At 42.2% G+C, this 25,779-nt stretch carries 17 protein-coding genes, 19 tRNA genes and 3 rRNA genes; 33 read left to right on the plus strand and 6 right to left on the minus strand.

What is annotated here, in order from left to right:
• The first annotated feature begins 2 nt into the window (after positions 1-2).
• From K8P03_RS05305 to K8P03_RS05320, 4 genes are read left to right on the plus strand one after another with little or no spacing between them, the layout of a single operon-like run.
• Positions 3-1,994 (plus strand): alpha-amylase family glycosyl hydrolase, encoded by a 1,992-nt coding sequence (locus tag K8P03_RS05305; RefSeq protein WP_223419060.1) that lies wholly within the window; start codon positions 3-5, stop codon positions 1,992-1,994.
• Positions 1,994-2,500, plus strand: coding sequence for a GDSL-type esterase/lipase family protein (locus tag K8P03_RS05310; protein ID WP_223419062.1), 507 nt, complete (start codon positions 1,994-1,996; stop codon positions 2,498-2,500). Before K8P03_RS05305 ends, K8P03_RS05310 begins: the two co-directional genes overlap by 1 nt.
• The gene (locus tag K8P03_RS05315; RefSeq protein WP_223419064.1) at positions 2,501-3,376 is read left to right on the plus strand and encodes a mechanosensitive ion channel family protein; all 876 of its coding nucleotides are present in this window, start codon (positions 2,501-2,503) and stop codon (positions 3,374-3,376) included. It begins immediately after the preceding gene.
• The gene (locus K8P03_RS05320; RefSeq protein WP_209774708.1) at positions 3,354-3,581 is read left to right on the plus strand and encodes a DUF951 domain-containing protein; all 228 of its coding nucleotides are present in this window, start codon (positions 3,354-3,356) and stop codon (positions 3,579-3,581) included. Before K8P03_RS05315 ends, K8P03_RS05320 begins: the two co-directional genes overlap by 23 nt.
• Before the next feature lie 158 nt (positions 3,582-3,739).
• On the opposite strand, the gene K8P03_RS05325 is transcribed toward K8P03_RS05320, so the two are convergent.
• Positions 3,740-4,624 (minus strand): fructose bisphosphate aldolase, encoded by an 885-nt coding sequence (locus K8P03_RS05325; RefSeq protein ID WP_223419066.1) that lies wholly within the window; start codon positions 4,622-4,624, stop codon positions 3,740-3,742.
• Positions 4,625-5,139: 515 nt separating this feature from the next.
• Here K8P03_RS05325 and K8P03_RS05330 point away from each other — a divergent pair.
• From K8P03_RS05330 to K8P03_RS05435, 22 genes are all read left to right on the plus strand, one after another.
• Positions 5,140-6,667, plus strand: a 16S ribosomal RNA gene (locus K8P03_RS05330).
• A 123-nt stretch (positions 6,668-6,790) separates the two neighbouring features.
• Positions 6,791-6,866 (plus strand) — tRNA-Ala (locus tag K8P03_RS05335).
• A 67-nt stretch (positions 6,867-6,933) separates the two neighbouring features.
• Positions 6,934-10,121, plus strand: a 23S ribosomal RNA gene (locus K8P03_RS05340).
• Positions 10,122-10,162: 41 nt separating this feature from the next.
• Positions 10,163-10,279 (plus strand): 5S ribosomal RNA (gene rrf / locus K8P03_RS05345).
• The 16S, 23S and 5S rRNA genes sit together here with 19 tRNA genes alongside, the layout of an rRNA operon.
• 101 nt (positions 10,280-10,380) lie before the next feature.
• Positions 10,381-10,455 (plus strand) — tRNA-Asn (locus tag K8P03_RS05350).
• Between the two features lie 42 nt (positions 10,456-10,497).
• Positions 10,498-10,586: transfer RNA gene (locus K8P03_RS05355), tRNA-Leu, on the plus strand.
• Positions 10,587-10,636: 50 nt separating this feature from the next.
• Positions 10,637-10,713: transfer RNA gene (locus K8P03_RS05360), tRNA-Met, on the plus strand.
• Between the two features lie 157 nt (positions 10,714-10,870).
• Positions 10,871-10,945 (plus strand) — tRNA-Glu (locus K8P03_RS05365).
• A gap of 38 nt (positions 10,946-10,983) precedes the next feature.
• Positions 10,984-11,059, plus strand: a tRNA-Val gene (locus K8P03_RS05370).
• A gap of 33 nt (positions 11,060-11,092) precedes the next feature.
• Positions 11,093-11,169, plus strand: a tRNA-Asp gene (locus tag K8P03_RS05375).
• A gap of 26 nt (positions 11,170-11,195) precedes the next feature.
• A tRNA-Thr gene (locus K8P03_RS05380) sits at positions 11,196-11,271 on the plus strand.
• Between the two features lie 12 nt (positions 11,272-11,283).
• Positions 11,284-11,369 (plus strand) — tRNA-Tyr (locus K8P03_RS05385).
• Between the two features lie 3 nt (positions 11,370-11,372).
• Positions 11,373-11,446, plus strand: a tRNA-Gly gene (locus K8P03_RS05390).
• Positions 11,447-11,480: 34 nt separating this feature from the next.
• Positions 11,481-11,557: transfer RNA gene (locus K8P03_RS05395), tRNA-Arg, on the plus strand.
• Positions 11,558-11,632: 75 nt separating this feature from the next.
• Positions 11,633-11,708: transfer RNA gene (locus K8P03_RS05400), tRNA-Gln, on the plus strand.
• A gap of 4 nt (positions 11,709-11,712) precedes the next feature.
• Positions 11,713-11,788, plus strand: a tRNA-Lys gene (locus K8P03_RS05405).
• A gap of 133 nt (positions 11,789-11,921) precedes the next feature.
• Positions 11,922-12,011: transfer RNA gene (locus K8P03_RS05410), tRNA-Ser, on the plus strand.
• 15 nt (positions 12,012-12,026) lie between these two features.
• A tRNA-Ser gene (locus K8P03_RS05415) sits at positions 12,027-12,120 on the plus strand.
• Positions 12,121-12,125: 5 nt separating this feature from the next.
• Positions 12,126-12,201 (plus strand) — tRNA-Phe (locus K8P03_RS05420).
• A gap of 35 nt (positions 12,202-12,236) precedes the next feature.
• A tRNA-Trp gene (locus K8P03_RS05425) sits at positions 12,237-12,312 on the plus strand.
• 26 nt (positions 12,313-12,338) lie between these two features.
• Positions 12,339-12,415, plus strand: a tRNA-Ile gene (locus K8P03_RS05430).
• 64 nt (positions 12,416-12,479) lie between these two features.
• Positions 12,480-12,556 (plus strand) — tRNA-Ile (locus K8P03_RS05435).
• Positions 12,557-12,933: 377 nt separating this feature from the next.
• On the opposite strand, the gene ald is transcribed toward K8P03_RS05435, so the two are convergent.
• A complete protein-coding gene (gene ald / locus K8P03_RS05440; RefSeq protein WP_223419068.1) occupies positions 12,934-14,043 on the minus strand; it encodes an alanine dehydrogenase in 1,110 nt (369 codons plus the stop codon).
• Between the two features lie 1,272 nt (positions 14,044-15,315).
• On the opposite strand from ald, the gene K8P03_RS05445 reads away from it, so the two are divergent.
• On the plus strand, positions 15,316-16,143 hold the full coding sequence (locus K8P03_RS05445; RefSeq protein ID WP_223419071.1) for a Cof-type HAD-IIB family hydrolase: 828 nt from the start codon (positions 15,316-15,318) through the stop codon (positions 16,141-16,143).
• Positions 16,144-16,203: 60 nt separating this feature from the next.
• Here the strand turns inward: K8P03_RS05445 and K8P03_RS05450 are convergent, their stop codons facing one another.
• Positions 16,204-17,577, minus strand: a complete 1,374-nt coding sequence (locus tag K8P03_RS05450; RefSeq protein ID WP_223419073.1) for an alanine/glycine:cation symporter family protein — start codon at positions 17,575-17,577, stop codon at positions 16,204-16,206.
• Positions 17,578-18,632: 1,055 nt separating this feature from the next.
• Entirely contained in the window at positions 18,633-19,199 is a 567-nt protein-coding gene (locus K8P03_RS05455; RefSeq protein ID WP_223419075.1) for a DUF3783 domain-containing protein, read from the minus strand.
• 110 nt (positions 19,200-19,309) lie between these two features.
• Here K8P03_RS05455 and K8P03_RS05460 point away from each other — a divergent pair, with 110 nt between their 5' ends.
• Both K8P03_RS05460 and K8P03_RS05465 read left to right on the plus strand, forming a co-directional pair.
• Complete coding sequence (locus tag K8P03_RS05460) at positions 19,310-19,771, plus strand: hypothetical protein (protein ID WP_223419078.1); 462 nt, start codon at positions 19,310-19,312, stop codon at positions 19,769-19,771.
• A gap of 91 nt (positions 19,772-19,862) precedes the next feature.
• Complete coding sequence (locus K8P03_RS05465) at positions 19,863-20,375, plus strand: nitroreductase family protein (protein ID WP_223419080.1); 513 nt, start codon at positions 19,863-19,865, stop codon at positions 20,373-20,375.
• Between the two features lie 320 nt (positions 20,376-20,695).
• Here the strand turns inward: K8P03_RS05465 and K8P03_RS05470 are convergent, their stop codons facing one another.
• Both K8P03_RS05470 and K8P03_RS05475 read right to left on the minus strand, forming a co-directional pair.
• Complete coding sequence (locus tag K8P03_RS05470; RefSeq protein WP_223419082.1) at positions 20,696-20,932, minus strand: DUF2922 domain-containing protein; 237 nt, start codon at positions 20,930-20,932, stop codon at positions 20,696-20,698.
• Positions 20,933-20,945: 13 nt separating this feature from the next.
• Positions 20,946-21,164, minus strand: a complete 219-nt coding sequence (locus K8P03_RS05475) for a DUF1659 domain-containing protein (RefSeq protein ID WP_223419084.1) — start codon at positions 21,162-21,164, stop codon at positions 20,946-20,948.
• A 155-nt stretch (positions 21,165-21,319) separates the two neighbouring features.
• On the opposite strand from K8P03_RS05475, the gene K8P03_RS05480 reads away from it, so the two are divergent.
• From K8P03_RS05480 to K8P03_RS05495, 4 genes are all read left to right on the plus strand, one after another.
• Positions 21,320-21,622, plus strand: a complete 303-nt coding sequence (locus tag K8P03_RS05480) for an ArsR/SmtB family transcription factor (RefSeq protein WP_223419086.1) — start codon at positions 21,320-21,322, stop codon at positions 21,620-21,622.
• A 16-nt stretch (positions 21,623-21,638) separates the two neighbouring features.
• Entirely contained in the window at positions 21,639-21,863 is a 225-nt protein-coding gene (locus K8P03_RS05485; RefSeq protein WP_223419089.1) for a heavy-metal-associated domain-containing protein, read from the plus strand.
• Entirely contained in the window at positions 21,864-23,714 is a 1,851-nt protein-coding gene (locus tag K8P03_RS05490) for a heavy metal translocating P-type ATPase (RefSeq protein WP_223419092.1), read from the plus strand.
• A gap of 1,102 nt (positions 23,715-24,816) precedes the next feature.
• On the plus strand, positions 24,817-25,299 hold the full coding sequence (locus K8P03_RS05495; RefSeq protein WP_223419094.1) for a hypothetical protein: 483 nt from the start codon (positions 24,817-24,819) through the stop codon (positions 25,297-25,299).
• Positions 25,300-25,779: the final 480 nt, after the last annotated feature.

A 25,779-nucleotide genomic window follows, 5' to 3' on the forward strand; every position in this document is an offset into this window, starting at 1 on the left:
CAATGGCAAGATGGGAAATACTAGATATAGACCCTTACTTAAGTGACTATGAAAACGACATAAATCTAAGGATGGATAGGCTAGAAGAGCAAAAAAAGAATTTTTTAGCTGGTGGTAAATCACTTAAAGAATTTGCCAACGCTCACAATTACTACGGCTTTCACAAGGTTGACGGAGGCTGGATTTATAGGGAATGGGCCCCAAATGCAGACGGGCTTTACCTTATAGGAGACTTTAACAATTGGGACAAACATTCTCATCCCCTAACAAAGATTAACGGAGGGGACTGGGAAATCTTTGTAAAAGGCATTAGGACCATCCCTCACAAGTCCCGCCTAAAAGTCCTAGTTGACGCTGGTGGAAAGATTATGGAGAAAATTCCAATCTATGCCACAAGGGTGGAAAGGAATGAAGACTTTGATTTTGCAGCAATTTTAGAAAATCCACGCAAGGACTTTGAGTGGACCGACCAAAAATTCAAAATCCAAAACAAAGACCTTTTGATCTACGAAGCCCACATAGGCATGGCAGGTGAAGAAGGCAAGGTCTCTTCCTACAAGGAATTTGAAAAATACGTTCTTCCAAGGATTAAAAAAGGCGGCTACAACACAGTCCAGCTAATGGCTATAGCCGAACACCCTTACTACGGTTCTTTTGGTTACCAAGTGGCGAACTTTTTTGCCCCTTCTTCTTGGTATGGAGAGACAAGAGATCTCAAAAGCCTTATAAATACAGCTCATGAAATGGGCCTCAATGTGATAATGGACCTAGTCCATTCCCACTCAGTTAAAAATACAGCCGAAGGTATCAATGAATTTGACGGCACAGACTACCAATTTTTCCATGCAGGTCCTGAAGGCAACCACCCAGACTGGGATTCCAAACTTTTTGACTACCACAAGGGTGGAGTTGTCCACTTCCTACTTTCAAATGTGAAATATTGGCTAGAAGAATTCCACTTTGACGGATTCAGGTTCGATGGGGTCACATCAATGATCTACAAGGACCATGGCCGAGGAGAAGCCTTCGACTCTTACGCAAAATATTTTTCTATGAATACAGACATAGATGCCCTAAATTATCTGCAAATGGCAAACGAACTCATCAGAGAAATCAAACCAAAGGCCATCACAATAGCAGAGGATATGTCAGGTATGCCTGGCATGTGCCTACCTGTTAGCCAAGGCGGAATCGGCTTTGATTACAGGCTTGCCATGGGTATGCCAGATTTCTGGGAGAGAACTTTGAAGAGAGATGACCACTATTGGGATCTTTCTAATATGTGGTATGAACTTACAACCCACAGGCCAAACGAAAAGAGAATTGGCTATGTAGAAAGCCACGACCAGGCCCTAGTTGGTTCAAAAACCACAATCTTCCAGCTAGCTGACGCTGAGATGTACGATTCTATGGCCATTGACATCCACAACTTTGAGATAGATCGCGCCATAGCTCTCCACAAGATGATTAGGTGGATTACAATCTCAGAAGGAGCTGATGGCTACCTAAACTTTATGGGCAATGAATTTGGCCACCCTGAATGGATTGATTTTCCAAGGGAGGGCAATGGTTATTCTTACCACTATGCCCGCCGCCAATGGTCACTTAGAGATGCAGATCATTTGAAATACAAGTTTTTGGCAGACTTTGATGAGGCGATGATAAATTTCGCCAAGAAAAACCACCAATTAGGCAACGAAACTTATAGGCTCTGGTTAGATAATGACAGGAAAATTATAGCCTTTAGAAATAAGGACATAGTTTATCTTTTCAACTTCCACCCAACCAATTCCTACGAGTCCTTCCACCTACCAATCCACGACATTGGAGAATTTAAGGTAGTCATGGACACAGACGAGGCAAGGTTTGGCGGTTTTGACAGGATTAGCCATGGAGTTGTCTACGACACAGAAAAACTTCCGGGCACAGACTACGACGGAATTAAAATTTACATTCCTTGTAGGACTGCCCTTGCCCTTAAAAAGGTCAAATAATGAAAATAATATGTTTAGGAGATTCCTTCACAGAAGGCTTTCTCGTCGAAAACAGATCATACACCCGCTTTCTAAGTAAGGCGGGTTTTGATGTTGTAAACCTTGGCAGAAATGGGTCTACAAGCGGGGAAATGCTGGCAAGATACGAGGGCTACATCATGACCGAAAATCCTGCCGACCTTTTGATTATCTTTGGGGGAACAAATGACTTTATGTTGGGCTACTCGGTTGATTTGGTTTTTAAAAACCTAAAAAGTATAGTAGACCTAGGTCAGGCAAGGAAAATCCTCCTTATAAGCCCACCCTTAGTTGAAGAAGAGGAATTTTACCCGGTTTATGGAGAGATAAATAAGAAGATCGCTAGCCTTAAGGAAAAAATCAAGACCTTGGGCACTGACTTCATCGATGCCGAGGAAATCCCTGGCCATTACCTAGATGGAGTCCACCTAGCAAGCGACTTTCACGAAAATCTTGCCGTAAAGATTAAAGAAAAGATTGGAGAATAAATGGAAAATTTAGAAAGCCAAGTATTTGAAAACCTTGAAAAAAACCAGATGGTAAAAAGTCTTATGAAAAATGTCTTGATTTCAAGACTCATAACCATTGGCCTTGCCATCTTAGCTGGCTTTATCCTAATAAGAATTGCCAGAAAGGCCCTAGATAAATTTTTAAACAAAAACCAGTCTTCCAGAATGGCTAACCCAGCCAAGATTGAGACAATAAGCAAGCTTTTGTATTCGATAATCAAGTTTGCAGTTATTTTTATAGTTATAAATATCATCCTCGATTCTGTTGGAATCAACACATCTTCCCTAATCGCAACAGCTGGTATAGGTGGTATCGCCATCGCCTTTGGATCTCAAACCATTATCCAGGACTTTATAATGGGGATTTTCATCGTGGTTGACGACAGAATTAGGGTCGGAGATTGGGTAATAGCAGCAGGTTGCGAGGGTACAGTTGAACAATTAAACCTAAGGACCACCCTCATCAGGGATTTCAACGGTTCCCTACACATTATCCCAAATTCAAAAATCGCCAATGTCCAGAATTTCAACAGGGGAAGGGCCCTAGCCCAGGTTACTTTCTCCCTTCCTTACGAGGTAAGCCTTGAGGAAGCCAAGGAAATCGTTCAAATCGTGGCAAGCAAACTCAAGAAAGATCCTGACTTTAAGGGCAAGGTAGTCGAAGCTTTCGAATTCTTTGAAATTTCGTCTTTCGAGCCGATTGTCTATATAGTAAAGATGATTGCGACCACTAAGGACGGCTACCAATGGGCCTACCAAAGGGCGGCGCGTGTCCTAATTAAGGAAGAGATGGAAAAAAGAGAAATCAGGGCGAAAAAAGTGGAGATAGGAAATGAAAAAATACAAGTTAAATGACATAATCACCCTCAAAAAAGGCCACCCTTGCGGAGAAAACCTCTGGCAAATCGAAAGGCTAGGGGCTGACATCAAATTAAGGTGCTTGGGATGTGATAAAATTATTTGGATGAAAAGACTAGATTTTGACAAAAAAATCAGAAAAATAAAAAATAAGGAAGGCAAGATGGTTTCTATTGTAAACTACGAGCCTGAAGAAGATTAAGAAAAACAAAACTCCTAGCTGGGAAAGACTCAGTTAGGAGTTTATTTTTTATTCGTTTTGAAATCTTTTATAAAATTCTACTTTTGATTTGTTCTAGAAATTCGAAATTTTCAGCAGATTCGCTTTAAAATTTATAGGCAAAAGCGAAAATGTAAGGCTTAGATACTTGCCTGGTAAATTGCCTCGATAGACTTATCAAGTTTGTCGGTAAATTCTTCCTCGGTGTCGTTGACATTTAAGCCTTGGGCAAGGGCCCTAGAGAAAGATGCGATGACATTTTTGTTAGCCTTTAATTTCTCGTTGGCTTCATCCCTTGAGTATCCTCCAGAAAGAGCAACAACCCTTACAGTTTGCGGATAATCCAAGAGGTCGTCATAGTGGTTGGCCTCTTCTGGAAGGGTGAGCTTAAAAATAAACCTATAATCATCTGGTATATCCTTAAGGGCTTCAACCATGTAAATATTAAGGATTTCCTCGATTTTTGCCTTATCTTGGGCGTGGATATCAACCTCTGGTTCAATAATAGGCACAAAACCAGCCCCGAAAATCCTCATTGCATAGTCAAATTGTTGGTCAACTATATCCTTGATACCCTCTTCGTTATATTCATAGATAACAGAACGCATCTTTGTGCCGAATATATGTCTCTCTTTTGCATTCTCCAAAAGCTCGTCAAGATGAAGCATAGGTTTCATAAGGCGGACGCCGTTTAATTTCTCAGCCAAACCTTCATCAACCTTAAGAATAGGAACCACACCCTTGTCTTCCCAAAGATAATCAGCTGTGTACTTATCGCCAACCTTAGAATTCATAGTAACCTTAAACAAAATCGCCCCAAGGATCCTATCCCTATTAAAGGCAGGGTTAGAGATAATCCTCTTTCTCATTTCATGGACCAGGTCAAACATCTCCTCATCATTCTTATAGGCATCTTCATTCACACCATAAAGCTTAAGAGCCTTAGGTGTAGACCCGCCACTCTGATCAAGGGCAGCAATGAAACCCTTATCGTTTTGCATCCTTTTTAATTGTTCAGAATTCATAATCGCCTCCTAATATACCTATACCCAGGAAACCAAAAAAGCCTTAAGAAATTACAAAAAAATACACTTAATAGATACATATTATAGAAGGGAAATAGAAAGTAAATATCAAAGAATAAAAGATAAAGAAAAATTTAAAAAAATATTTGACAAAGAACTTTTTGGATGTTATAGTATTAAATGTCGGCAAGAGAGAAACTTGTTCAAAGTGAAAAAAATCATAAAAAAATGATAAAAAAAGCTTGACAAGATAAAAAACGTGTGGTACTATATTAGAGTCAGCACACGAAAAGTGCCAGACACTGAACCAGAAATGCACAAGCATTTCAAACAAATAAATATCAATGATTTTTGATGATCTTAATTGATCAAAAAAATCGTAAATGAAACAACTATTAACCTAGTTAATTTCTTTACAAAAATGATTCTTGAAAAAGAATTTTAAATCACGCATTTGATATATTAAGTCAGATGTAAATGACAGAGTCAGAATAAAATGACTTTCATTACAAATTTTTAATGAGAGTTTGATCCTGGCTCAGGATTAACGCTGGCGGCGTGCATAACACATGCAAGTCGAACGATGAAACTTAAATGATCTCTTCGGAGTGAATTTAAGTGGATTAGTGGCGGACGGGTGAGTAACGCGTGAGTAACCTGCCTTAGAGAAGGGGATAGCCTTTGGAAACGAAGAATAATACCCTATGAAACCATAACCTCGCATGAGGCCTTGGTCAAAGATTTATCGCTCTAAGATGGACTTGCGTCTGATTAGTTAGTTGGTGGGGTAACGGCCTACCAAGACAGCGATCAGTAGCCGGCTTGAGAGAGTGTACGGCCACATTGGGACTGAGACACGGCCCAGACTCCTACGGGAGGCAGCAGTGGGGAATTTTGCACAATGGGGGAAACCCTGATGCAGCGACGCCGCGTGATTTAGAAGGCCTTCGGGTTGTAAAAATCTTTTCTATGGGAAGAAAATGACAGTACCATAGGAATAAGGACCGGCTAATTACGTGCCAGCAGCCGCGGTAATACGTAAGGTCCGAGCGTTGTCCGGAATCATTGGGCGTAAAGGGTACGTAGGCGGGTAAGCAAGTTAGAAGTGAAATCCTATAGCTCAACTATAGTAAGCTTTTAAAACTGCTCATCTTGAGGTATGGAAGGGAAAGTGGAATTCCTAGTGTAGCGGTGAAATGCGCAGATATTAGGAGGAATACCGGTGGCGAAGGCGACTTTCTGGCCATAACCTGACGCTGAGGTACGAAAGCGTGGGTAGCAAACAGGATTAGATACCCTGGTAGTCCACGCCGTAAACGATGAGTGTTAGGTGTCTGGAGTAAATCTGGGTGCCGCAGCTAACGCATTAAACACTCCGCCTGGGGAGTACGCGCGCAAGCGTGAAACTCAAAGGAATTGACGGGGACCCGCACAAGCAGCGGAGCATGTGGTTTAATTCGACGCAACGCGAAGAACCTTACCAAGTCTTGACATATTACGGCGGGATCTAGAGATAGATTCCTACTTCTTCGGAAGACTGTAATACAGGTGGTGCATGGTTGTCGTCAGCTCGTGTCGTGAGATGTTGGGTTAAGTCCCATAACGAGCGCAACCCCTATTGTTAGTTACCATCATTAAGTTGGGGACTCTAACGATACTGCCGGTGACAAACCGGAGGAAGGTGGGGACGACGTCAAATCATCATGCCCTTTATGACTTGGGCTACACACGTGCTACAATGGCAGGTACACAGAGCAGCTAAACAGTGATGTCTTGCGAATCTCAAAAAGCCTGTCCCAGTTCGGATTGTACTCTGCAACTCGAGTACATGAAGTTGGAGTTGCTAGTAATCGTGAATCAGAATGTCGCGGTGAATGCGTTCCCGGGTCTTGTACACACCGCCCGTCACACCATGGAAGTTGGCAATACCCGAAGCCTGTGAGCGAACCCTTGTGGGCGCAGCAGTCGAAGGTAGGGTCAGTAACTGGGGTGAAGTCGTAACAAGGTAGCCGTATCGGAAGGTGCGGCTGGATCACCTCCTTTCTAAGGACGAGAGAGCGACACGTTGCTCTCTCACCGAACAGAAAAGAAAAAAAGTCAAAAATCATTGATATTTTAATTTGGTTCTAAAAAAGAACGAATTATTAAAACAACAATATAAAACATGGGGATATAGCTCAGCTGGGAGAGCACCTGCCTTGCACGCAGGGGGTCAAGAGTTCGAATCTCTTTATCTCCACCAAGCATTTTTAAAACAAGTTTTAAAAATGCAATGAACCAATAAAAACTAAATAGCAAACAATATTTCCAGTCAAGAAAGAAAGGGCGCAAGGTGGATGCCTTGGCACATGAAGACGATGAAGGACGTAAGTGAACGAAAACTAGGGTAAGCTCACAAAAAGCCATGACCCCTAGGTCTCCGAATGGGGAAACCCGGCTATGGAAGACATAGTCATCACTAAGTGAATACATAGCTTAGTGAAGTAAGACCCTGTGAACTGAAACATCTAAGTAGCAGGAGGAAAAGAAAGAAAACTCGATTTTCTTAGTAGCGGCGAGCGAAAAGAAAACAGCCCAACTCAATAAGGATCATATTTAATTAGCAGAATCATTTGGGAAGATGAACCAAAGAAAGTGACAGTCTTGTACGCGACAGTTAAATATGGACAGAGTGAAAGTAGCACCGGACACGAGGAATCCGTTGTGAAGATAGGGGGCCCATCCCCTAAGGCTAAATACTAACATGTGACCGATAGTGAACAAGTACCGTGAGGGAAAGGTGAAAAGAACCCCGAAAGGGGAGTGAAATAGAACCTGAAACCTAGCGCCTACAAGCAGACAGAGCACTAAAGTGTGATGTCGTACCTTTTGTAGAATGGGCCAGCGAGTTATTCTAAGCGGCAAGATTAAGTATTTAAGATACGAAGTCAAAGCGAAAGCGAGTCTTAATAGGGCCAAAGTCGATTAGAATAGACCCGAAACCGGGTGATCTATCCATGACCAGAGTGAAGGTGAAGTAAAATTCACTGGAGGCTCGAACCGGGTACGGTTTAAAACGTATCGGATGAGTTGTGGATAGGGGTGAAAAGCCAAACGAACTCGGATATAGCTGGTTCTCCTCGAAATAGCTTTAGGGCTAGCCTTTGACTAAAGATTTTAGGAGGTAGAGCACTGAATGGTCTAGGGCGGTTAACCGTACCGAAACCTATCAAACTCCGAATGCCAAAAAATCAGGTCAAGGAGTCAGACTTAGAGGGATAAGCTTCTAAGTCGAAAGGGAAACAGCCCAGACCGACAGCTAAGGTCCCCAAATCTGGATTAAGTGGAAAAGGATGTGAATCTACTAAGACAACCAGGACGTTGGCTTAGAAGCAGCCATGCATTTAAAGAATGCGTAATAGCTCACTGGTCAAGTGGGTTTGCGCCGAAAATGAACGGGGCTAAAATCCAGTACCGAAGCTTCGGATTGATAGAGAATTTAAATCTAATCATAAAGAACTAAAGAAAAAAGGTAAGAAAAGCTTAACTAGGAAATATTGTAAACAACAATTAATCAAGATAAACGAGTTACAAGCAGGCCTGTCCGGCCCGAAGAGGACCCACACGGAGTGAGTCAAAAGATAGTTCAACTAGAACGAAGAAAAACTCTTAGGGAAGACAGAAATGCTAAAAACGAATCAAATTTACGCTAAATCAATCACAAGTAAATGGTAAGTTGTAACTACGATATCACCGAAAAAACAGCATACGAAAGTATGAACCTGGTTAATCAAAGTATTATCTAAGAAAAAAACTTTATGTCTAGATTTAATTTCTCTATCAGTGGTAGAGGAGCGTTGTATTAGGGAAGAAGCAGAAGCGAAAGCAAAGGTGGACTTAATACAAGTGAGAATGCTGGCATGAGTAGCGAGAAGGAGAGTGAGAATCTCTCCCGTCGAAACCCTAAGGATTCCTGAGCAAGGCTCGTCCACTCAGGGTAAGTCGGGACCTAAGCCAAGGCCGAAAGGCGTAGGCGATGGACAACAGGTTTAAATTCCTGTACCGCTTAAAGTCGCTATTAGAGATGTGATGACGCAAGAGGATAAGCTAAGCTAGCTGATGGATGCTAGTCTAAGAGTCAAGGCCAGTGTGTAGGCAAATCCGCACACTATTAAGGCTGAGGCTTGATAGGTATCGAAAACATAAGTAGAGAAGTAGCCGATTTCAAATTGCCAAGAAAAGTCACTATCGAGACCAAAGCGCCCGTACCCGAAACCGACACAGGTAGGGAGGTAGAGAATACCAAGACGCGCGGAAGAACCTTTGTTAAGGAACTCGGCAAAATGTCCCCGTAACTTCGGGAGAAGGGGAGCCATAGCGATATGGCCACAGAAACCAGGCCCAAGCGACTGTTTACCAAAAACACAAGTTTCTGCAAAATCGTAAGATGAAGTATAGGAGCTGACACCTGCCCGGTGCTGGAAGGTTAAGGAGACGGCTTAGCGCAAGCGAAGGCTCGAACTTAAGCCCCAGTAAACGGCGGCCGTAACTATAACGGTCCTAAGGTAGCGAAATTCCTTGTCGGGTAAGTTCCGACCCGCACGAAAGGTGTAACGATTTGGGCACTGTCTCAACAAAGGATCCGGTGAAATTGTAGTAGTCGTGAAGATGCGACTTACCCACGCTAGGACGGAAAGACCCCGTGGAGCTTTACTGTAGGCTGATATTGGACTTTGAGATTAGATATACAGGATAGTTGGGAGACTATGAAGCATGTACGCCAGTATGTGCAGAGTCACCCTTGGGATACCAACTTTCTAATATTAAAGTTCTAACATTGACCCTTGAATCAGGGCAATGGACATTGTCAGTTGGGCAGTTTGACTGGGGCGGTCGCCTCCCAAAAAGTAACGGAGGCGTTCAAAGGTTCGCTCAGAATGGACGGAAACCATTCGTAGAGTACAAAGGCAAAAGCGAGCTTAACTGCAAAACCTACAAGTTGCGCAGAGTAGAAATACGGACTTAGTGATCCGGTGGCACCGCATGGAAGGGCCATCGCTCAACGGATAAAAGCTACCCCGGGGATAACAGGCTTATCTCCCCCAAGAGTCCACATCGACGGGGAGGTTTGGCACCTCGATGTCGGCTCGTCTCATCCTGGGGCTGAAGTAGGTCCCAAGGGTTGGGCTGTTCGCCCATTAAAGAGGCACGCGAGCTGGGTTCAGAACGTCGTGAGACAGTTCGGTCCCTATCCAGCGTGGGCGTAAGAAATTTGAGAGGATCTGTCCCTAGTACGAGAGGACCGGGATGGACACACCTATGGTGTACCAGTTGTAAAGCCATTTGCATAGCTGGGTAGCTACGTGTGGAAACGATAAGTACTGAAAGCATCTAAGTACGAAACAGACCTCAAGATAAGATTTCTCAGAGTACGTAAAGAAAATACGTTTGATAGGTCCAAGGTGTAAGTGCAGTAATGTATTAAGCTAATGGATACTAAACTTTACATCTTGACTGGAAATATTGTTTGCTATTACAAAAAGTTTTTAAAGGTCATTATATGGTGATGATTGCATAAGGGATACACCTGTTCCCATACCGAACACAGAAGTTAAGCCTTATAACGCCGATGGTACTGCTCGGGCAACCGTGTGGTAGAGTAGGAAGTTGCCAAATAGTTATATAAGAGTTTTTCTTGACCTAGTTTCTAGGTTGAGAAAATATCTTATAAGTATTGACAAAATTAAAAATTAATCCTATGATATTATCACTGTCATGCTTAGGTAGCTCAATGGTGGAGCACCCGGCTGTTAACCGGTAGGTTGTGGGTTCGAGTCCCACCCTGAGCGCCAATAGCTTTTTAGCTAAAAGCCACATGGCTTAAATATGATAATGCCGGGGTGGCGGAACTGGCAGACGCACAGGACTTAAAATCCTGCGGTGGTTAAACACCGTATCGGTTCGATTCCGATTCTCGGCACCATATTATTTTAAGTCTTAAAGAGTACGAGGATTAGCTTTCCTGGTCAATGTCGCGGGATAGAGCAGTCTGGTAGCTCGTCGGGCTCATAACCCGGAGGTCGTAGGTTCAAATCCTGCTCCCGCAACCATTACATAATTAAATAAGTTTCTAAATATTAAGGCCCCATGGTCAAGCGGTTCGAAGCCCCTAACCCAATTTACGAAGTAAATTGATGGTAGGTCTGGTTACCGCTCGCACACTAAGGCTAACAATAGAATACAAACTTGAAATAATACTAAAATTAAGGCCCCATGGTCAAGCGGTTAAGACACCACCCTTTCACGGTGGTATCCCGGGTTCGAATCCCGGTGGGGTCACCAAAAGCCTTTTGGCATTTCTCGCAAAATGCGAGTTTTATGGAAGTATAGCTCAGTTGGGAGAGCATCTGCCTTACAAGCAGGGGGTCACAGGTTCGAGCCCTGTTACTTCCACCAATATCATCATGGGTTGTCTTAATCCATGCATCTGGCCTGGTAGTTCAGCTGGTTAGAATGCCGCCCTGTCACGGCGGAGGTCGTGGGTTCGATTCCCATCCAGGTCGCCATTTGGATTGCAATAGTGATCCAATGTGCTGATGTAGCTCAATTGGCAGAGCAATTGATTTGTAATCAATAGGTTGTAGGTTCAAGTCCTATCATCAGCTCCAAAAATTATATATGGGGATGTTCCAGAGTTGGCCAAATGGGACGGACTGTAAATCCGTTAGCTTAGCTTTCAGTGGTTCGAATCCGCTCATCCCCACCATATGCGGGTGTAGCTCAGTGGTAGAGCCCCAGCCTTCCAAGCTGGTTGCGAGGGTTCGATTCCCTTCACCCGCTCCATCAAAACTTAATATGCTGTTAGAGTATCTGATATGCGCCTTTAGCTCAGCTGGATAGAGCATCGGACTTCTAATCCGTGTGTCCCAGGTTCGAATCCTGGAAGGCGCGCCAAGAAATAAAAGGCACTCGCAAAAAAAACTTGCAAAGTTGTCAAAGTTGTGTTATAATATAAAAGTACGTGACTGTTGGGATATAGCCAAGTCGGTAAGGCACCAGACTTTGACTCTGGTATGCGTAGGTTCGAGTCCTGCTATCCCAGCCATTATGATCCATTAGCTCAGCCGGTAGAGCACCTGACTTTTAATCAGGGCGTCCGGAGTTCGAATCTCCGATGGGTCACCAAAATTATTTAGATGGACCTAAGTTTCTTAGGTCTTATCTAAAAAGTTTATATCGTTGAGTATTCAACGATTTTAATTTTATTATCCATAAGGATAACGGCAAAGCCATTTGAATACTTTAATTACATAAATAGGGAGAGGTACCGAAGCGGTCATAACGGGGCGGTCTTGAAAACCGTTAGAGTCTTTGGCTCACAAGGGTTCGAATCCCTTCCTCTCCGCCAAATACCTATATAAATGGAGAAGTACTCAAGTGGCTGAAGAGGCTCCCCTGCTAAGGGAGTAGATCCCAATTTACGGGATGCGAGGGTTCAAATCCCTCCTTCTCCGCCAAATATGCCCAGATAGCTCAGTCGGTAGAGCAGGGGACTGAAAATCCCCGTGTCGGTGGTTCGATTCCGCCTCTGGGCACCAAATTTAAAAGCTTTTTAATTAACGGTGATGGATATAGGGGAGTAGTTCAGCTGGCAGAACGTCGGTCTCCAAAACCGGATGTCGCGGGTTCAAATCCTGTCTCCCCTGCCATTTTAAATTTGATATTTTATTTTTATGGACCTGTAGCTCAGGTGGTTAGAGCGCACGCCTGATAAGCGTGAGGTCGGTAGTTCGAGTCTACTCAGGTCCACCATATCTCACTTTACAAGCCTTTAAGGCTTAATTTATTTTTAAAAATAAATACATACCAGTTATATGGGGCTTTAGCTCAGTCGGTTAGAGCGCCCGGCTCATAACCGGTAGGTCCAGGGTTCGAGTCCCTGAAGCCCCACCAAGCATTTCCCTGAGAAGTGCTTATTTTTTTGGGAAAATATGGGGGCGGACCTACCGGTTATTATAACCGAGCGAAAACTCGTCTGCTAACGCAGACTCTTTCGGGCTACCGCCCTATGTTTTCGCCATAAAGGCCCCAAATCAAGGGGCCTTTATGAGGTCCAGGGTTCGAGTCCCAGGCTATGGCATAAGACTTTCCATGACTTGATTTCATCTCGTCAGGACAAGTCTATAAACCCCCACCAAGAATTTCCCTGAGATATTCTTACTTTTGTAAAATTTTGGGGATTAATTTTCTTTTGTTTGGTGCCTATACTTATGGCTTAGCCTTCTATTTTTTTGCATAGAAAAACCACGAGTTTTGGCTCGTGGTTTGTTTTAGATTTCTAATTTTTTGCATTCGTGGCCGGTGTCTTGGGCTACGGATTCTATTGTGACTTGGCCATTGTGGGTGTTGACGCCTGTTCCTATTTCTGGGAATTTTTCTATGGCATCTTTTAGACCGCCTTTGCCTAGGGCTTTGGCATAGATTGTTGTGGCGTTTGATAGGGCGTAGGTTGATGTCTTGGCGACAGCGCCTGGGATGTTGCCTACTGCGTAGAAGGTTACCCCGTATTCTTTGAAGATTGGGTGTGAGTGGCTTGTGGCGTGGTCTTTGGTGATGTCGGTTGATCCACCTTGGTCTATTGCGACGTCGACTACGACTGAGCCTTCAGACATTTTCTTTACTGTGTCTACTTTAATTAGTTGTGGGGCACGTCTACCTGGGATTAATACTGTTGATATAACTAGGTCTGCACCGCTAACTGCTTCGTCAATGTTTAATGGGTTTGAGTAGAGGGTTTCGATTTTGTCTGGGAAGATGTTGTGGAGTCTTGTGAGTGAGTCTATGTTGACGTCTAGGACTGTAACCCTAGCTCCCATGCCCACTGCTATACGTGTAGCAGCTGTGCCTACTGTACCAGCACCGACAATAACTACGTTGGCTGGTCTTACTCCTGGCACGCCTTGGAGGAGGATTCCCTTACCGCCTTCTGGGATAGTTAAATATCTTGCCCCTTCTTGGACTGCCATCCTGCCTGCAATTTCAGACATTGGGCGAAGAAGTGGGAGTTTGCCGTCTTTGACAACTGTCTCAAAACCAATGGCAGTAACTTTTTTCTCTAATAATTGGTCTAATAACTCCTCGTTGCCAGCTAGGTGAAGGTAGCAATAGACGATGAGGCCTTCTCTTAGGTATTGGTATTCTTCCTTGAGAGGCTCTTTGACCTTGTAGATGATGTCTGATTTTTCCCAAACCTCAGCAGCAGAGTCAAGGACTTTGGCACCTGCTTCGGCGTAGTCTGCGTCTGTTATGCCAGAGCCAAGGCCAGCACCAGATTCAACAAGGACTTCTATTCCATTTTTAACAAGATCAGCCACAGCACCAGGTACTGCAGCAACTCTTGATTCTTGGTCTTTTAATTCTTTTGGTATTCCTATAATCATTTTTTCCTCCTTAATGGTAGTGAAAATTTTGTAAGCAAAATTTGAACGGTTCTCACAATTTTACAAGGGCAAAGTCCGCAGGAAAATTGATGAGAAACCTTATGTAATTTTTTAGAAGCGATGCGACGAATAGGAGCATTGATTCTAAAAAGATTACGTACCCTACAAAACTTAGTTATTAACTTATCTTTATCATTATACCGAATTTTGGGGTTTTATCCGAGTATAAAATATCTTTTTTTTTATCCGAGATAAGTCATCTATTTTTTATGTAATTATTTTATTTACTATTGAATCTTCGTTTTAAGGGGGAGCCTCAAGATTGGAAGTTTCTTATCCAAGATAAAATTATATTTTTATTTAGGATTTTTTATTCTATTTTTAATTTTTTCTTAGCCATTCACATGGGCGCTTCGTAAAAAGGGGAGCCCTAGGGAACGTTTCGCACGTTCCCCCATCGGGTCCCCTTAAACCCCTTCCGTTACCCCCTCCGGGCGACCCCTCTCGGGGGATAATGTGTTTGCCTATCGGCAAACATGTTGGTAAGGAGGCGTCCTTGTTTAGGAATAATAGTTGTTTAACTTTTAAAAATCCCAAGCCTCCTAAAATTGAAATCTCGTCTGACTTGTTCTTTGTATTTTTAATTAGTTCACAGTATTTATAATGCTTTTATTCGTAAAGAGCTGTCAGTGCAATTTTCTTCACGGAGTCTTATGATTTTAAAATACTTAGTCTTAAGCTTTTTTAACTCTTCGTATAAGAAAAATAAAACTCATCTAGCAATGTTTGGAGAAGCCAAACGAGTCTGGTAGTTCTGGAACTTCGAGACCTATTTTCCTTTTTATCGGACAAAGATTTCTAATCAAGGGTTGCGTTAGAAAATCGCTTGTTTGAGGCGTAGCCGAGTTTGCGATTTTTAGAAACCCGATGATTAGAAATCTCTGGGAAAATACACCAACTAAAACAAGGATATTCTATCTATCAAAAAAAGCTTGCGAAAAGCAAGCTTCCTTACCCGCCCTCCGCCAAGGAGCCGTCTGGGGGTGTAAGGAAAGGGAGGGTTCGGGAGGGAAGCGATGAGGGACCATACGGAAGGTCCCTTAGCGTCCCTCCCGATTACGGAGCAGTCATGTAAATGATTGATAAATTCTATAAGATAAGAGAAAAAATAATTTATCTTGGATAAAAAAGAAAAAGGATTAATAGACTCACCTAGTGAAAAAAAGATTGTTTCGTCTCGGACGAAAGCGAAAAAAATAGTATAGTATTATTATGATTAAACTAATTACCATTGACGTGGATGGGACACTTGTCACCCCACTTAAGAGATTAACTAAAAAAAATATTATACAAATCGACAGGGTAAGGGACTTGGGTGTTCATATTGCCCTTGCTTCTGGCAGGCCATTTCATTCTATGGAAAGATACATCGAAAAACTCGGCCTCATACAAGAGGGGCATTTTACTGTCTGCCAAAATGGGTCTTACATAGTGGACAATGCTACAAAACAGCCGATTGCAGGCTCTTTTCAGACTGTAGAGGACCTTGCAAGGCTTGATAAGCTGATGGAGGGCTTTGATGTGGAAGTCTCCGCCATGGACGACGTTGGTTTTTATACCAGGCACAAAAATCCAAGCCTTTATACCAAGGCCGACGCTTTTATAAATAAACTTGCCCTAACCCCTGTGAATTACGAAGATTTCCCAGAAAATATGAGCTTTGGTAGGTTTCTAATCCTGGGATCCTCATCAAGCATCAAGGAAGTTTTGGCCAATATGCCAAAGGAAGTGACCGATAATTACTATGCTGTTCAGACCGCTCCATTTTTGATAGAGGTCATGAACAAAACCGCCAACAAGGGCCACGCCGTAAGGCAAATGGCAGCCAAACTCGGGATTACAGCCGACGAAATCATGTCCATAGGCAATGAGAAAAACGACATACCAATGCTAGAACAAACAGGTTTTCCTGTGGCAATGGAAAACTCAGTTCCAGAACTTAAGGCCCACGCCAAATTCATCACCAAATCCAACCTTCAATCAGGTGTAGGTTATGCTATAGAAAGACTAATTGATAATGGTTTAAAAAGATACGAATAAGAAAAACGACTCTAGGACGGAGTCGTTTTTAATTTTATATAAAGTTTTTTTGATTAAAGCTTAGTTTAACAAGCTTTGGTATTCTTGGCTTCCCTTTCTTATCCTCATTGGGTCTTTGAAGAAGTCTTTTTCTAGCCTGGTCAATACTGGGGCTAGCCTTATCAAGGCGTAGAGGTTTGGGAGAGCCATGAGTCCGTTTAGGATGTTTGAAAATGTCCAGGCAAGGCCTAGGTCCATGTTTGCGCCAACAAAGACAAAGATTACATAGATTATCCTGTAATATTTTTTGACCCCATCACCAAGTAGGTAGGAAATGGCCAGTTCTCCGTAGTAGGCCCAACCGAGTATGGTTGAGAAGGCGAAAAGGCTGATTCCCAAAGAAAGGATTAGGCCGCCGATTGAAGAGGTGGACGAAAAGGCGTTTGCAACCAAGGTCCTTGCGTCAACGCCGACTGACCTGTCGACCCCTGTTGTCAAAATAACTAGGGCTGTGAGCGAACAAATAACCATTGTGTCGACAAAAACTTCTGTCATGCCCCAAAGTCCTTGGCGGACTGGGTGGTCTGTGGAGGCTGAGGCGTGGGCCATTGGTGAAGAACCAAGGCCGGCTTCGTTGGTAAATACACCCCTAGCTACACCGGCAGACATAACTTGCTTAATAGATAGGCCTGCCACACCGCCAGCCAGACTCATCGGTGCGAAGGCTCCGACAAAGATTGACTCGATGGCAGGGATTAGGTTTGCCCTGTTGAGGACAATTATCCAAACTGATCCCAAAATATAAAAAAATGACATGAAAGGCACGAGCTTTTCGGTGACCTTTGATATTGTGGCAAGGCCGCCAACAACGACAATAGCTGCAAGACCGCTTAGAACGAGGCCTGTGATTATTGTATTTACGCCAAAACTATCCCTCAAAACACCGGCAATGGCGTTGGATTGGGTGGAATTGCCTATACCAAATACTGCAACTGATGCAAAAAGTGCAAAAAGTTTGGCGAGATTTTTGTTTTTTAGGCCCTTTTCTATGTAATACATCGGCCCACCGACAAAAGACCCGCCCCTTTTTTCCCTATAGGCAAGGGCGAGAGTAACCTCGGCAAACTTGGTAGCCATGCCAAAGATAGCGGCAACCCACATCCAAAAAATCGCACCCGGGCCGCCCATGATAATGGCAAGGGACACACCGACGATATTGCCAGTCCCAACTGTGGCAGCAAGGGCAGTAGCAAGGGCTGAAAATGGCGAAATATCACCATCCGCCTCATCGGTCTGTTCAAAAACCTTGCCCAAAGTATTCCTAAGGGCAAAACCAAGTTTTCTAAACTGGATTCCTCCGAGCCTGATACTAATATATATACCAGTTCCCATAATTCCTAAAATAAGGGGCAAACCCCACAAAAAGTCATTAAAACTCTCAATAATCTGTCTCATAATATCTTCCTTAAAAATGTTATTTTATTATTTTATTCTAATAATTATTAATTACAAATCATTTTTTTATTTTTTTATCCGAGATAAATTATCTTTTTTTGTTAATCCGAGATTAACTGTATCTTAAATTATTTCTCAGTCACTGACATAACTGCTCCGTTCAAAGGGGAGGCCCAAGGGACCTTTTCACTAGGTGAGTCTATTAATCCAGGATTAACATCTTATTATTTTTTAAAATTTGTTTTATTATTATAAAATTTTATTATACTTACAGTTGAATCTTCGTAAAAAGGGGACCCCAGGGGAACGTTTCGCACGTTCCCCCATCGGGTCCCCTTTAAAACCCCTTCCGTTACCCCCTCCGGGCGACCCCTCTCGGGGGACAAGGAGTTTGCCTTCGGCAAACTATTAATATAGAGGTGCCCCTGTTTTAGTTGAACTAACTTCAAACTTTTTTGACATTCAGTAGGCTAAAATTTAATAACTCGCTATCGCTCAAACAATCAAATTTTTTGACGCCTCCTTCATTTACAAAAATACAAGGTCTAAAGTTTTAAAACTCTTCGTATAAGAAAAATAAAACTCATCTAGCAATGTTTGGCGAAAGCCAAACGAGTCTTGCAAAATCTGGAACTTCGAGACAAATTCACCCCTTTATCAGGTAAAGATTTCTAATCAAGGGTTGCGTTAAGAAAATCGCTTGTTTGAGCGTAAGCGAGTTTGCGATTTTTAGCAACCCGACGATTAGAAATCTCTATGGAAAACCGAAAACTAATACAATGGTGTTCTCTCTACTAAAAAAAGCTTGCCGAAAAGGCAAGCTTCTATATCCGCACTCCGCTTAAGGAGCCGCTCGGGGGTGTAACGGTGAGGGGGTGCAAGGGGGAGCCCGATGAGGGACCCTGTGGAAGGTCCCTTGGGGCTCCCCCTTGGAACGGAGGGGTCATGTAAATGACCTAAAACATTTATAAGATATAGTTAATCTCGGATTGACAATAAAAAATATAACTTATCTAGGATAAGAAAAAAAGATAATTTTATTCTCGGATAAACTACTAATTTTCTTTTTCAACCCTCAAATTTTCGTCCATCAATTTCAAATAATAATCCTTGGCCTTGTCTATATCGAATATTGACGAATCTTGGAAAAAGCCTTGGATTTCTGCTATTAGGGCCTTTGTTGTGGCGTCTTCGCCGTATTTTTCCTTGAGGTCTGAAGCTTTTTCTAGTTGGGCATTTATTTTGTGGATGAGTCCCATGGTTCTGGCTTCCTTGTCATTTTCGATCAAAAGCTCTCTTAGGGACCAACCTATGTTATTTTGGGTGGTGCCGGCCTTGTGTTGGACATTTGCCTCGCTTTCCCTAAGCTCGTCCATGACTCTGAACATCTTTTCATTATCAAAATTAGAAAATAAAATAAAGTCAAAGTCTATATTTGCTTTTTCGTCAATATCTGTTTTCTTTTCATCAGAAAATCCTTCAAGACTGAGCAAATATCCCACATAGTGGTCAACTTGGTCTTCTTTTACTTCGATGATTGTTACGTCATTGGCCTCGCAAATTTCCTTAAATTTATTATAGTCCTTTGCAAGATGTGTATTATAAAATAGTATTTCTGCCATATTTTCCTCATTTCTATATTTTATATATAAATTATACTTATCATAAAATGAAGGTCAATTTTGAAAAATGGGTATATAATATAAAAGACTACAGTGGAAGGAAAAATATCATGAATATAGATTTAGAAATAGTAAAAACCGACAAAATGATCAGAAAAGTTAGGCAAACAAGGGCCAGGATTAAGCTCGCCATGGGAAAAATGGAAGACCAGTATTCCTACACCACATCAAGCTGTTTTCGTGGCAATATTTTTGGCGACATAATTAGGAAAAAAAGGACAGACAAGCTAAACGCAACCATAAATAAGATCCAACAAGACCTCCTAAATCTCGAAAGTGACCTCCTCTTATACGACGAGAACCTAGCCAAAAGCCTAAGACTGCCAGCAAAAATGGCAGAAGCGGGCAGGGTAAATGGCATATTAGACGACATCAGCCTTAGAAGTAGGATGAGATACAGGGAATTTGACGTAGCCAAAAGCCTAAGAAACCTAGAAACCATCCTAGGAAAACTAGAAGACGACAAGAAAAAACTAAGATTTATAAAAAAAGACCAAAAAGGACTAATTTAATAATTATTAAAAGCCGAGCTATTAGGTTCTGCTTTTTTCACTCTAAATATTTTGTATATAAGTATATTAAAGAAAGAAAAGAGGAGGTTTTATGGATTTTATTAAACTTGCTAGCGAACGTTATTCTTTGAAAAAATACGATGGGAGAAGGGTTCCTAAGGACAAGCTTGATCTCATTTTAGAGGCAGGCCGTCTTTCTCCAACTGCCAAAAATTTACAAAATTACAAGATTTATGTGGCCGAGTCTGAAGAAGCTTTGGCCAAGGTTGACCAGGTGACTCCTTGTCGTTATGGTGCGGGGACAGTCCTTGTTTTAACCTATGATACAGACCAAGTTTTCACTTATCCAGGCGGCAAATATGACTCTGGTTTTGAAGATACAGCCATTGTAGCCACCCACATTATCCTTGCAGCTAAGTCCCTTGGCGTCGATTCTTGTTGGATTAACAACATCGATCCCGACCAGGTAAAAGAAGTTTTTGACCTACCAGCTAATGAAATAGTCGTTTGCATGATTGACCTAGGCTTTCCGGCTGAAGGGGCAGGTCCTCTTGCCAACCATACCAATAGAAAACCTATCGAAGATTTGGTAAAATATATTTAAGAAATTCACCCTAGGAAAATTGGGTCAGATTTTTTACCAAATCAAAACCACACAATCTTATAAATTATTTTAAAAAAATTAAACCCGAGGGGGCCAAACTCCACTAATCAATCAACTTATGAAAGCCACACGACTGCAAATATCAATATGCCGGCCCCCTCACTTGTCTTATAAATCATCACTCTTTTGATTTTGGCTAGATAGCCAAGTTAAAGGGCTTTTTTATTGTAAATTTTATGGTAAAAAAGCCAAAAACCTGGATCCGGCCATCAAAAATTATTAGAAAAATCCCCAAAAAAAAGACCCCTTATGGGGTCTTCTTAGGCTTTTGTCACATCAAATGGAGATTTTTCAATGGTTTCCATTTCGGCATTGGCCTTTGTTGTGACCTTGCCTTTTTTTGTTTCAAGCACACCAGATTTTACGATTTTATCCATAGCAGCCTTAACATCCGCATCTTGGTAATTATCTTTTGGATAGTCAATAGAGACAGTCCTTTGTGTGTTATCAGCGTCTTTAAAGTATAATTTTAATTTTCTTTTTATTGTTTTTTTCATTGTTTATGCCTCCTTAATTTACTTGTCCTTCATCAACTTTTTCTTCATTTGCCTTGTAGATTGCATAGGCAATTCCCTTGCCATTGTCATTTAATAAACCTAGGTAAGCCTCGGTGAATGCTTTTAAATTCTCGTTTGTAGCTCCTTGGTTTACTTGGGAGAAGGTCTTTGTGTAAGTCTTTTTTCCTACTCCTTCAATGTCCACAATTTCATATTTGATCTTAATTTTCATATTTAACTCCTTATATTTATTTCTTGGCGCCGTACTAATAGGTAGAAAAAAATTGAAAAATGTCCCGAAAATCTTGACAAAATTTTTATATATGCTACAATATTCATATGAAGATACATTCATATGTACAAATATAGAAATGAAACGAGGTGGAGATGAAGGTAGACATAGACAATATTTCGGATAATATCCTAAGCGACTTGGCCGACCTTTTCAAAATTTTTTCAGACTCTACAAGGATGAGAATCATGTACAGGCTTTTTGAGGGGCCAGTAAGTGTGGGCGACATAGCCGAAAGCCTTGATATGAGCCAATCGGCCATCAGTCACCAACTAAGAAACCTAAAGAAAAACAAGCTAGTAAAAAGCGAGAGGGAAGGCAAGTCCATTATGTATTCCCTTCTCGATGACCACGTGAAATTAATTATAGAAATCGGTCTAGAACACATTTGCGAATAGACCAAAGGAGGAATTTATGAAAGCAAAATACAAAATTGAAGGCCTAGATTGTGCCAACTGTGCAGCCAAAATTGAAGAAGCCATCTCTAAATTAGACGGTGTCAACAGCGTTAGAGTTTCATTCTTATCAGAAAAGGTCAAATTTGACCTAGCGGATGATATTGACCTAGAAGACCTAATTGCAAAATCAAATGAAATAGCCGACAAGATTGAACCAGGATCAAAAATTTTGGTGGACTAGATGCTAAAATCAATGACCAAAGATCATAAACAGACTTTTTTAAAGCTTGTTTTAATAGTCATTCTGACCTTTGCCCTAGCATATTTTGATTCCCACATCGCTTGGGTCAATATCCATATCGCAAGACTTTGGTATTTGGGCCTCTATCTTTTAGCGGCATGGGAGGTCCTCAAGGAAGCCTTTGAAGGCCTCAAACGTGGCCAGGCCCTTGACGAGAACTTCCTCATGACCATAGCCACACTCACCGCCTTTTTAATCGGTGACTACCTCGAAGCCATTGCGGTAATGGTATTCTACGGCTTTGGCGAACTTTTTGAGGAAATAGCCACCCACTCTTCTAAGGAAAACATCAAAAGCCTCTTAGACCTAGTCCCAGACCTTGCCAACAAGGTCCTAGATGACGGAACAATCGAGGAAATCGACCTCGATGATGTAGAAGTGGGCGACATCTTGATGGTCCGTGACGGAGAAAAAGTCGGAGTCGACGGGGTAATAATCGAAGGAAACGCCCTTGTAGACACATCTTCAGTCACAGGCGAATCCATGCCAGTAGAAGTAGGCCCTGGAGATGAGATAATATCCTCATCAATCTTAAGCCAAGGCATCATCAAATATGAGGCCACCAAGGAATTTGACGACTCAGTTGCGGCAAAAATCATCGAACTAATCGAAGATTCCCACATGTCAAAATCTGACTCCGAGAGATTAATCAGCAGATTTGCCAGGATCTATACACCGATTGTAGTTGCCTTTGCAGGCCTCCTTGCAATCGTCCCACCACTATTCATGGGCGGAGCCTGGTCAGATTATCTCCTAAGAGCGGCCACATTCTTAGTTTTATCCTGCCCATGCGCCCTAGTATTATCAGTCCCACTATCCTTCATGTCAGGCCTAGGCCTTGCAAGTAGGGAAGGAATCTTGATCAAAGGCAGCCAATATTTGGAAGAACTAGAAGCGGCAGATGTACTCTTATCAGACAAAACAGGCACCCTCACCACAGGGGAGTTTGTCGTAAAAGATATAGAATTTTTGGCAGACTACGATAGGGAAAGGGCCCTCGATTATATCTACAACATCGAAAAAATGTCCACCCACCCAATCGCCAGAGGCATTGTAAATTCAATGGATAGGGAAGAAGCCCCAGACCTATTTACAAAAATTGACAACAAAAGCGGCCTTGGAGTCCTTGCGGAAAGTGCTAGAGGCGAAGAAGTCAAAATCGGATCAGGCAAATTTATCGGCATAGAAAATGACGGATCCAGAGCTGTCTATCTAGCCATAGACGATAAGCCAATCGCCAAAGTCGTCATAGAAGACCAAATCAAAAAAGACAGCAAAAAGACAATAGAAAGTCTCAAAAAACACTTCAAAAAAATCGCCGTAGTATCAGGCGACGGCCAAGGCCCAGTCAAAGACTTGGCAGAAGAACTCGCCCTCACAGATTATTATGCAGAAGTCATGCCAAAAGATAAGCTAGACATCATGCAAGACTATCAAAACAAGGGCAGCAAAGTAGTCTTTGTAGGCGACGGCATCAACGACGCCCCAGTCCTTAAAAACGCAAACGTCGGCATATCCATGGGCGAAACCGCCTCAGACCTCGCCATAGAATCATCCGACATCCTAATAGCCAACGGTGAATTCAGCCAAATGGCCAAACTAATGACCATAGCCAAACTCACCAACTCCACAGTAATGCAAAACATCACATTTATAATGACAGTAAAAGTCATCATCCTAATCTTAGGCCTCCTAGGCCACGCCTCAATGTGGTTAGCAATCTTCGGAGACGTAGGAGTAAGTATAATTGCCATATTGTGGGGAATGAGGATACTTAAGAAAAGGTTATGAAAATAGCCTTTTTTTTTATGATTTTTTTAATTTTAAATTTATTTTATCTTTTATATTTTCTCAGTCATTGACATTACTGCTCCGTTCATAGGGGGAACCCAAGGGGGCGGCAGATGCCCCCTAACCGGTTCCCCCTAAAACCCCCTTACGCTACACCCCCAACTGCTCCTTAAGCGGAGTGCGAAACCAGAAGTTTGCCTAACGGCAAACCTCTTTAGTAGAGATAATATCCTTGTATCAGTTTATGTATCTTCTCACTGATTTCTAATATTCAAGCCCCTAAAAACTGATAACTCGCTAACGCTCAGACAATCAGTTTTCTTGACGGGGCTTTCTATTAGAAATCTTTGCCCGATAGAGGGGAGAGTGAGCACGAGACCAACTCAAACCCACACCCTCGTCTCGACTAAGTGAGCAAAGCGAACGCATGGAGAGACCTCCTACGTACACTTAAAGCTAGCTCTACTCATACATTCGGGAGACATTTATAAAATCAAAACCCTACCCCCAACACCAAAAACTTGCAAACAACCCCAAAACTGATATAATAAACCTAAGAGAAGCCACCTCTTATCCCATCAAAAAAGCTCTTGGCTTAGGCCAGGAAACAAAACAAATAGAGTGAGATTCTCTATGAGGATCAAAAAAGACGGTAGTTCCAGCTACCGTCTTTTTATTATTTGCTAGTGCCGTCGTCATCTATATATTTTTCAATATATAAGACAATTAAAGCCACTAGCAGTGGAAAAAATAAATTTTCCAACAAATAGAGTGATATCTCCATCAGTCTCACCTTCTTTTTTTCAGGAGATAATTATATTATAACATATTTAATTAATAATATTAATCTATCTTAAAATTACCATGACACCTATACCGTATAGATTAGACAAAGGAAGCCAGAGGCTTCTCCAGTCTCCTAGAGCCGACGGGCTTGTTATTCGCTACGTTCACTTAGTCGAGACGAGAGGGGTGGAGCCTCGAGCCCACCCCCCTAAAAGCCTTTAAGCCAAATCCCCCTCAAACCCCTTGCCAAAAATCAAATTTCACTGTACAATAAAAGTACATTTAAAGTCCAAACACGGACTAGAAAGGAGAATATATGTACTATGAAATTATCGCCATCTTGCCAGAGCAAGTGAAAGGCAAGGGAATATATTCCCGTATATATAGGGAAGACAAATCCTTCCTCGACCCACGCACACCCGCCCTCTATCTCAAAAATCTCTACGAAGCCAAAGGCAAAAACAAAAGGCAGATGGACAAAAAAATCAAAGAAACCTACCAAATCGCAAGAAACATCCCCTACGCCATAGACTCTAACCACGTCTTCTTCCCATTCAAAATCAGATCCACCGACATAGGAGAAAACAACCGAGCCTTCATCAACGTCAAATTCATCAGGGAAATCAAAGGCAGCGCCATAGTCCTAGACACAGGCGAAGAAATCCAAAGTCTCACCACCAACAAAGCCCTAATCCAAAACAAAATCCTAGCCAGAGCCCTACTAATGGAAGAAATCCTCCAAACCACCTTACAAAGGGAAAAAACATTGAAATATATGACGGCTTACTTAAAAAGATAGGTAGCTACCTTTTTGATTCCTAATAATTGGTGGGTTTCTTATCCAAGATAAGTTATTTTTTTCTTTCTTATCCGAGATAAGCTATCTATCTTATATGTGATTATTTTATTTACAGTTGAATCTTCGTAACTGGGGGAACCCCAAGGGACCTTCCGCAGGGTCCCTCACTGGGTTCCCCCAGGCCCCCTTTCCGCTACACCCCCGAGCGGCTCCTTAAGCGGAGGGCGGAAGAAGGAAGCTTGCCTTTCCGGCAAGCTTTTTTTGTGTATGGTTTACGTCCTTGTTTTATTTGACGTATTTTCCCGCAGATTTCTAATCGTCGGGTTGCTAAAAACTGATAACTCGCTAACGCTCAAACAATCAGTTTTCTTAACGGGGCTTTCTATTAGAAATCTTTGCCCGATAAAGGGGAGATTTGGTCTCGATGTTCCAGTGTTTGCAAGGCTCGTTTGGCTTCGCCAAACACTGCAAGATATAGAA

The organism is Anaerococcus murdochii (assembly GCF_019957155.1).
In the GTDB taxonomy this organism is placed as follows: domain Bacteria; phylum Bacillota; class Clostridia; order Tissierellales; family Peptoniphilaceae; genus Anaerococcus; species Anaerococcus murdochii.

What these genes read in the sequence shown, in the direction of transcription:
- K8P03_RS05305 (WP_223419060.1), top strand. Translation starts at nt 3, where the DNA reads ATGGCAAGATGGGAAATACTAGATATAGACCCTTACTTAAGTGACTAT.
- K8P03_RS05310 (WP_223419062.1), top strand. Translation starts at nt 1,994, where the DNA reads ATGAAAATAATATGTTTAGGAGATTCCTTCACAGAAGGCTTTCTCGTC.
- K8P03_RS05315 (WP_223419064.1), top strand. Translation starts at nt 2,501, where the DNA reads ATGGAAAATTTAGAAAGCCAAGTATTTGAAAACCTTGAAAAAAACCAG.
- K8P03_RS05320 (WP_209774708.1), top strand. Translation starts at nt 3,354, where the DNA reads ATGAAAAAATACAAGTTAAATGACATAATCACCCTCAAAAAAGGCCAC.
- K8P03_RS05325 (WP_223419066.1), bottom strand. Translation starts at nt 4,624, where the DNA reads ATGAATTCTGAACAATTAAAAAGGATGCAAAACGATAAGGGTTTCATT.
- ald (WP_223419068.1), bottom strand. Translation starts at nt 14,043, where the DNA reads ATGATTATAGGAATACCAAAAGAATTAAAAGACCAAGAATCAAGAGTT.
- K8P03_RS05445 (WP_223419071.1), top strand. Translation starts at nt 15,316, where the DNA reads ATGATTAAACTAATTACCATTGACGTGGATGGGACACTTGTCACCCCA.
- K8P03_RS05450 (WP_223419073.1), bottom strand. Translation starts at nt 17,577, where the DNA reads ATGAGACAGATTATTGAGAGTTTTAATGACTTTTTGTGGGGTTTGCCC.
- K8P03_RS05455 (WP_223419075.1), bottom strand. Translation starts at nt 19,199, where the DNA reads ATGGCAGAAATACTATTTTATAATACACATCTTGCAAAGGACTATAAT.
- K8P03_RS05460 (WP_223419078.1), top strand. Translation starts at nt 19,310, where the DNA reads ATGAATATAGATTTAGAAATAGTAAAAACCGACAAAATGATCAGAAAA.
- K8P03_RS05465 (WP_223419080.1), top strand. Translation starts at nt 19,863, where the DNA reads ATGGATTTTATTAAACTTGCTAGCGAACGTTATTCTTTGAAAAAATAC.
- K8P03_RS05470 (WP_223419082.1), bottom strand. Translation starts at nt 20,932, where the DNA reads ATGAAAAAAACAATAAAAAGAAAATTAAAATTATACTTTAAAGACGCT.
- K8P03_RS05475 (WP_223419084.1), bottom strand. Translation starts at nt 21,164, where the DNA reads ATGAAAATTAAGATCAAATATGAAATTGTGGACATTGAAGGAGTAGGA.
- K8P03_RS05480 (WP_223419086.1), top strand. Translation starts at nt 21,320, where the DNA reads ATGAAGGTAGACATAGACAATATTTCGGATAATATCCTAAGCGACTTG.
- K8P03_RS05485 (WP_223419089.1), top strand. Translation starts at nt 21,639, where the DNA reads ATGAAAGCAAAATACAAAATTGAAGGCCTAGATTGTGCCAACTGTGCA.
- K8P03_RS05490 (WP_223419092.1), top strand. Translation starts at nt 21,864, where the DNA reads ATGCTAAAATCAATGACCAAAGATCATAAACAGACTTTTTTAAAGCTT.
- K8P03_RS05495 (WP_223419094.1), top strand. Translation starts at nt 24,817, where the DNA reads ATGTACTATGAAATTATCGCCATCTTGCCAGAGCAAGTGAAAGGCAAG.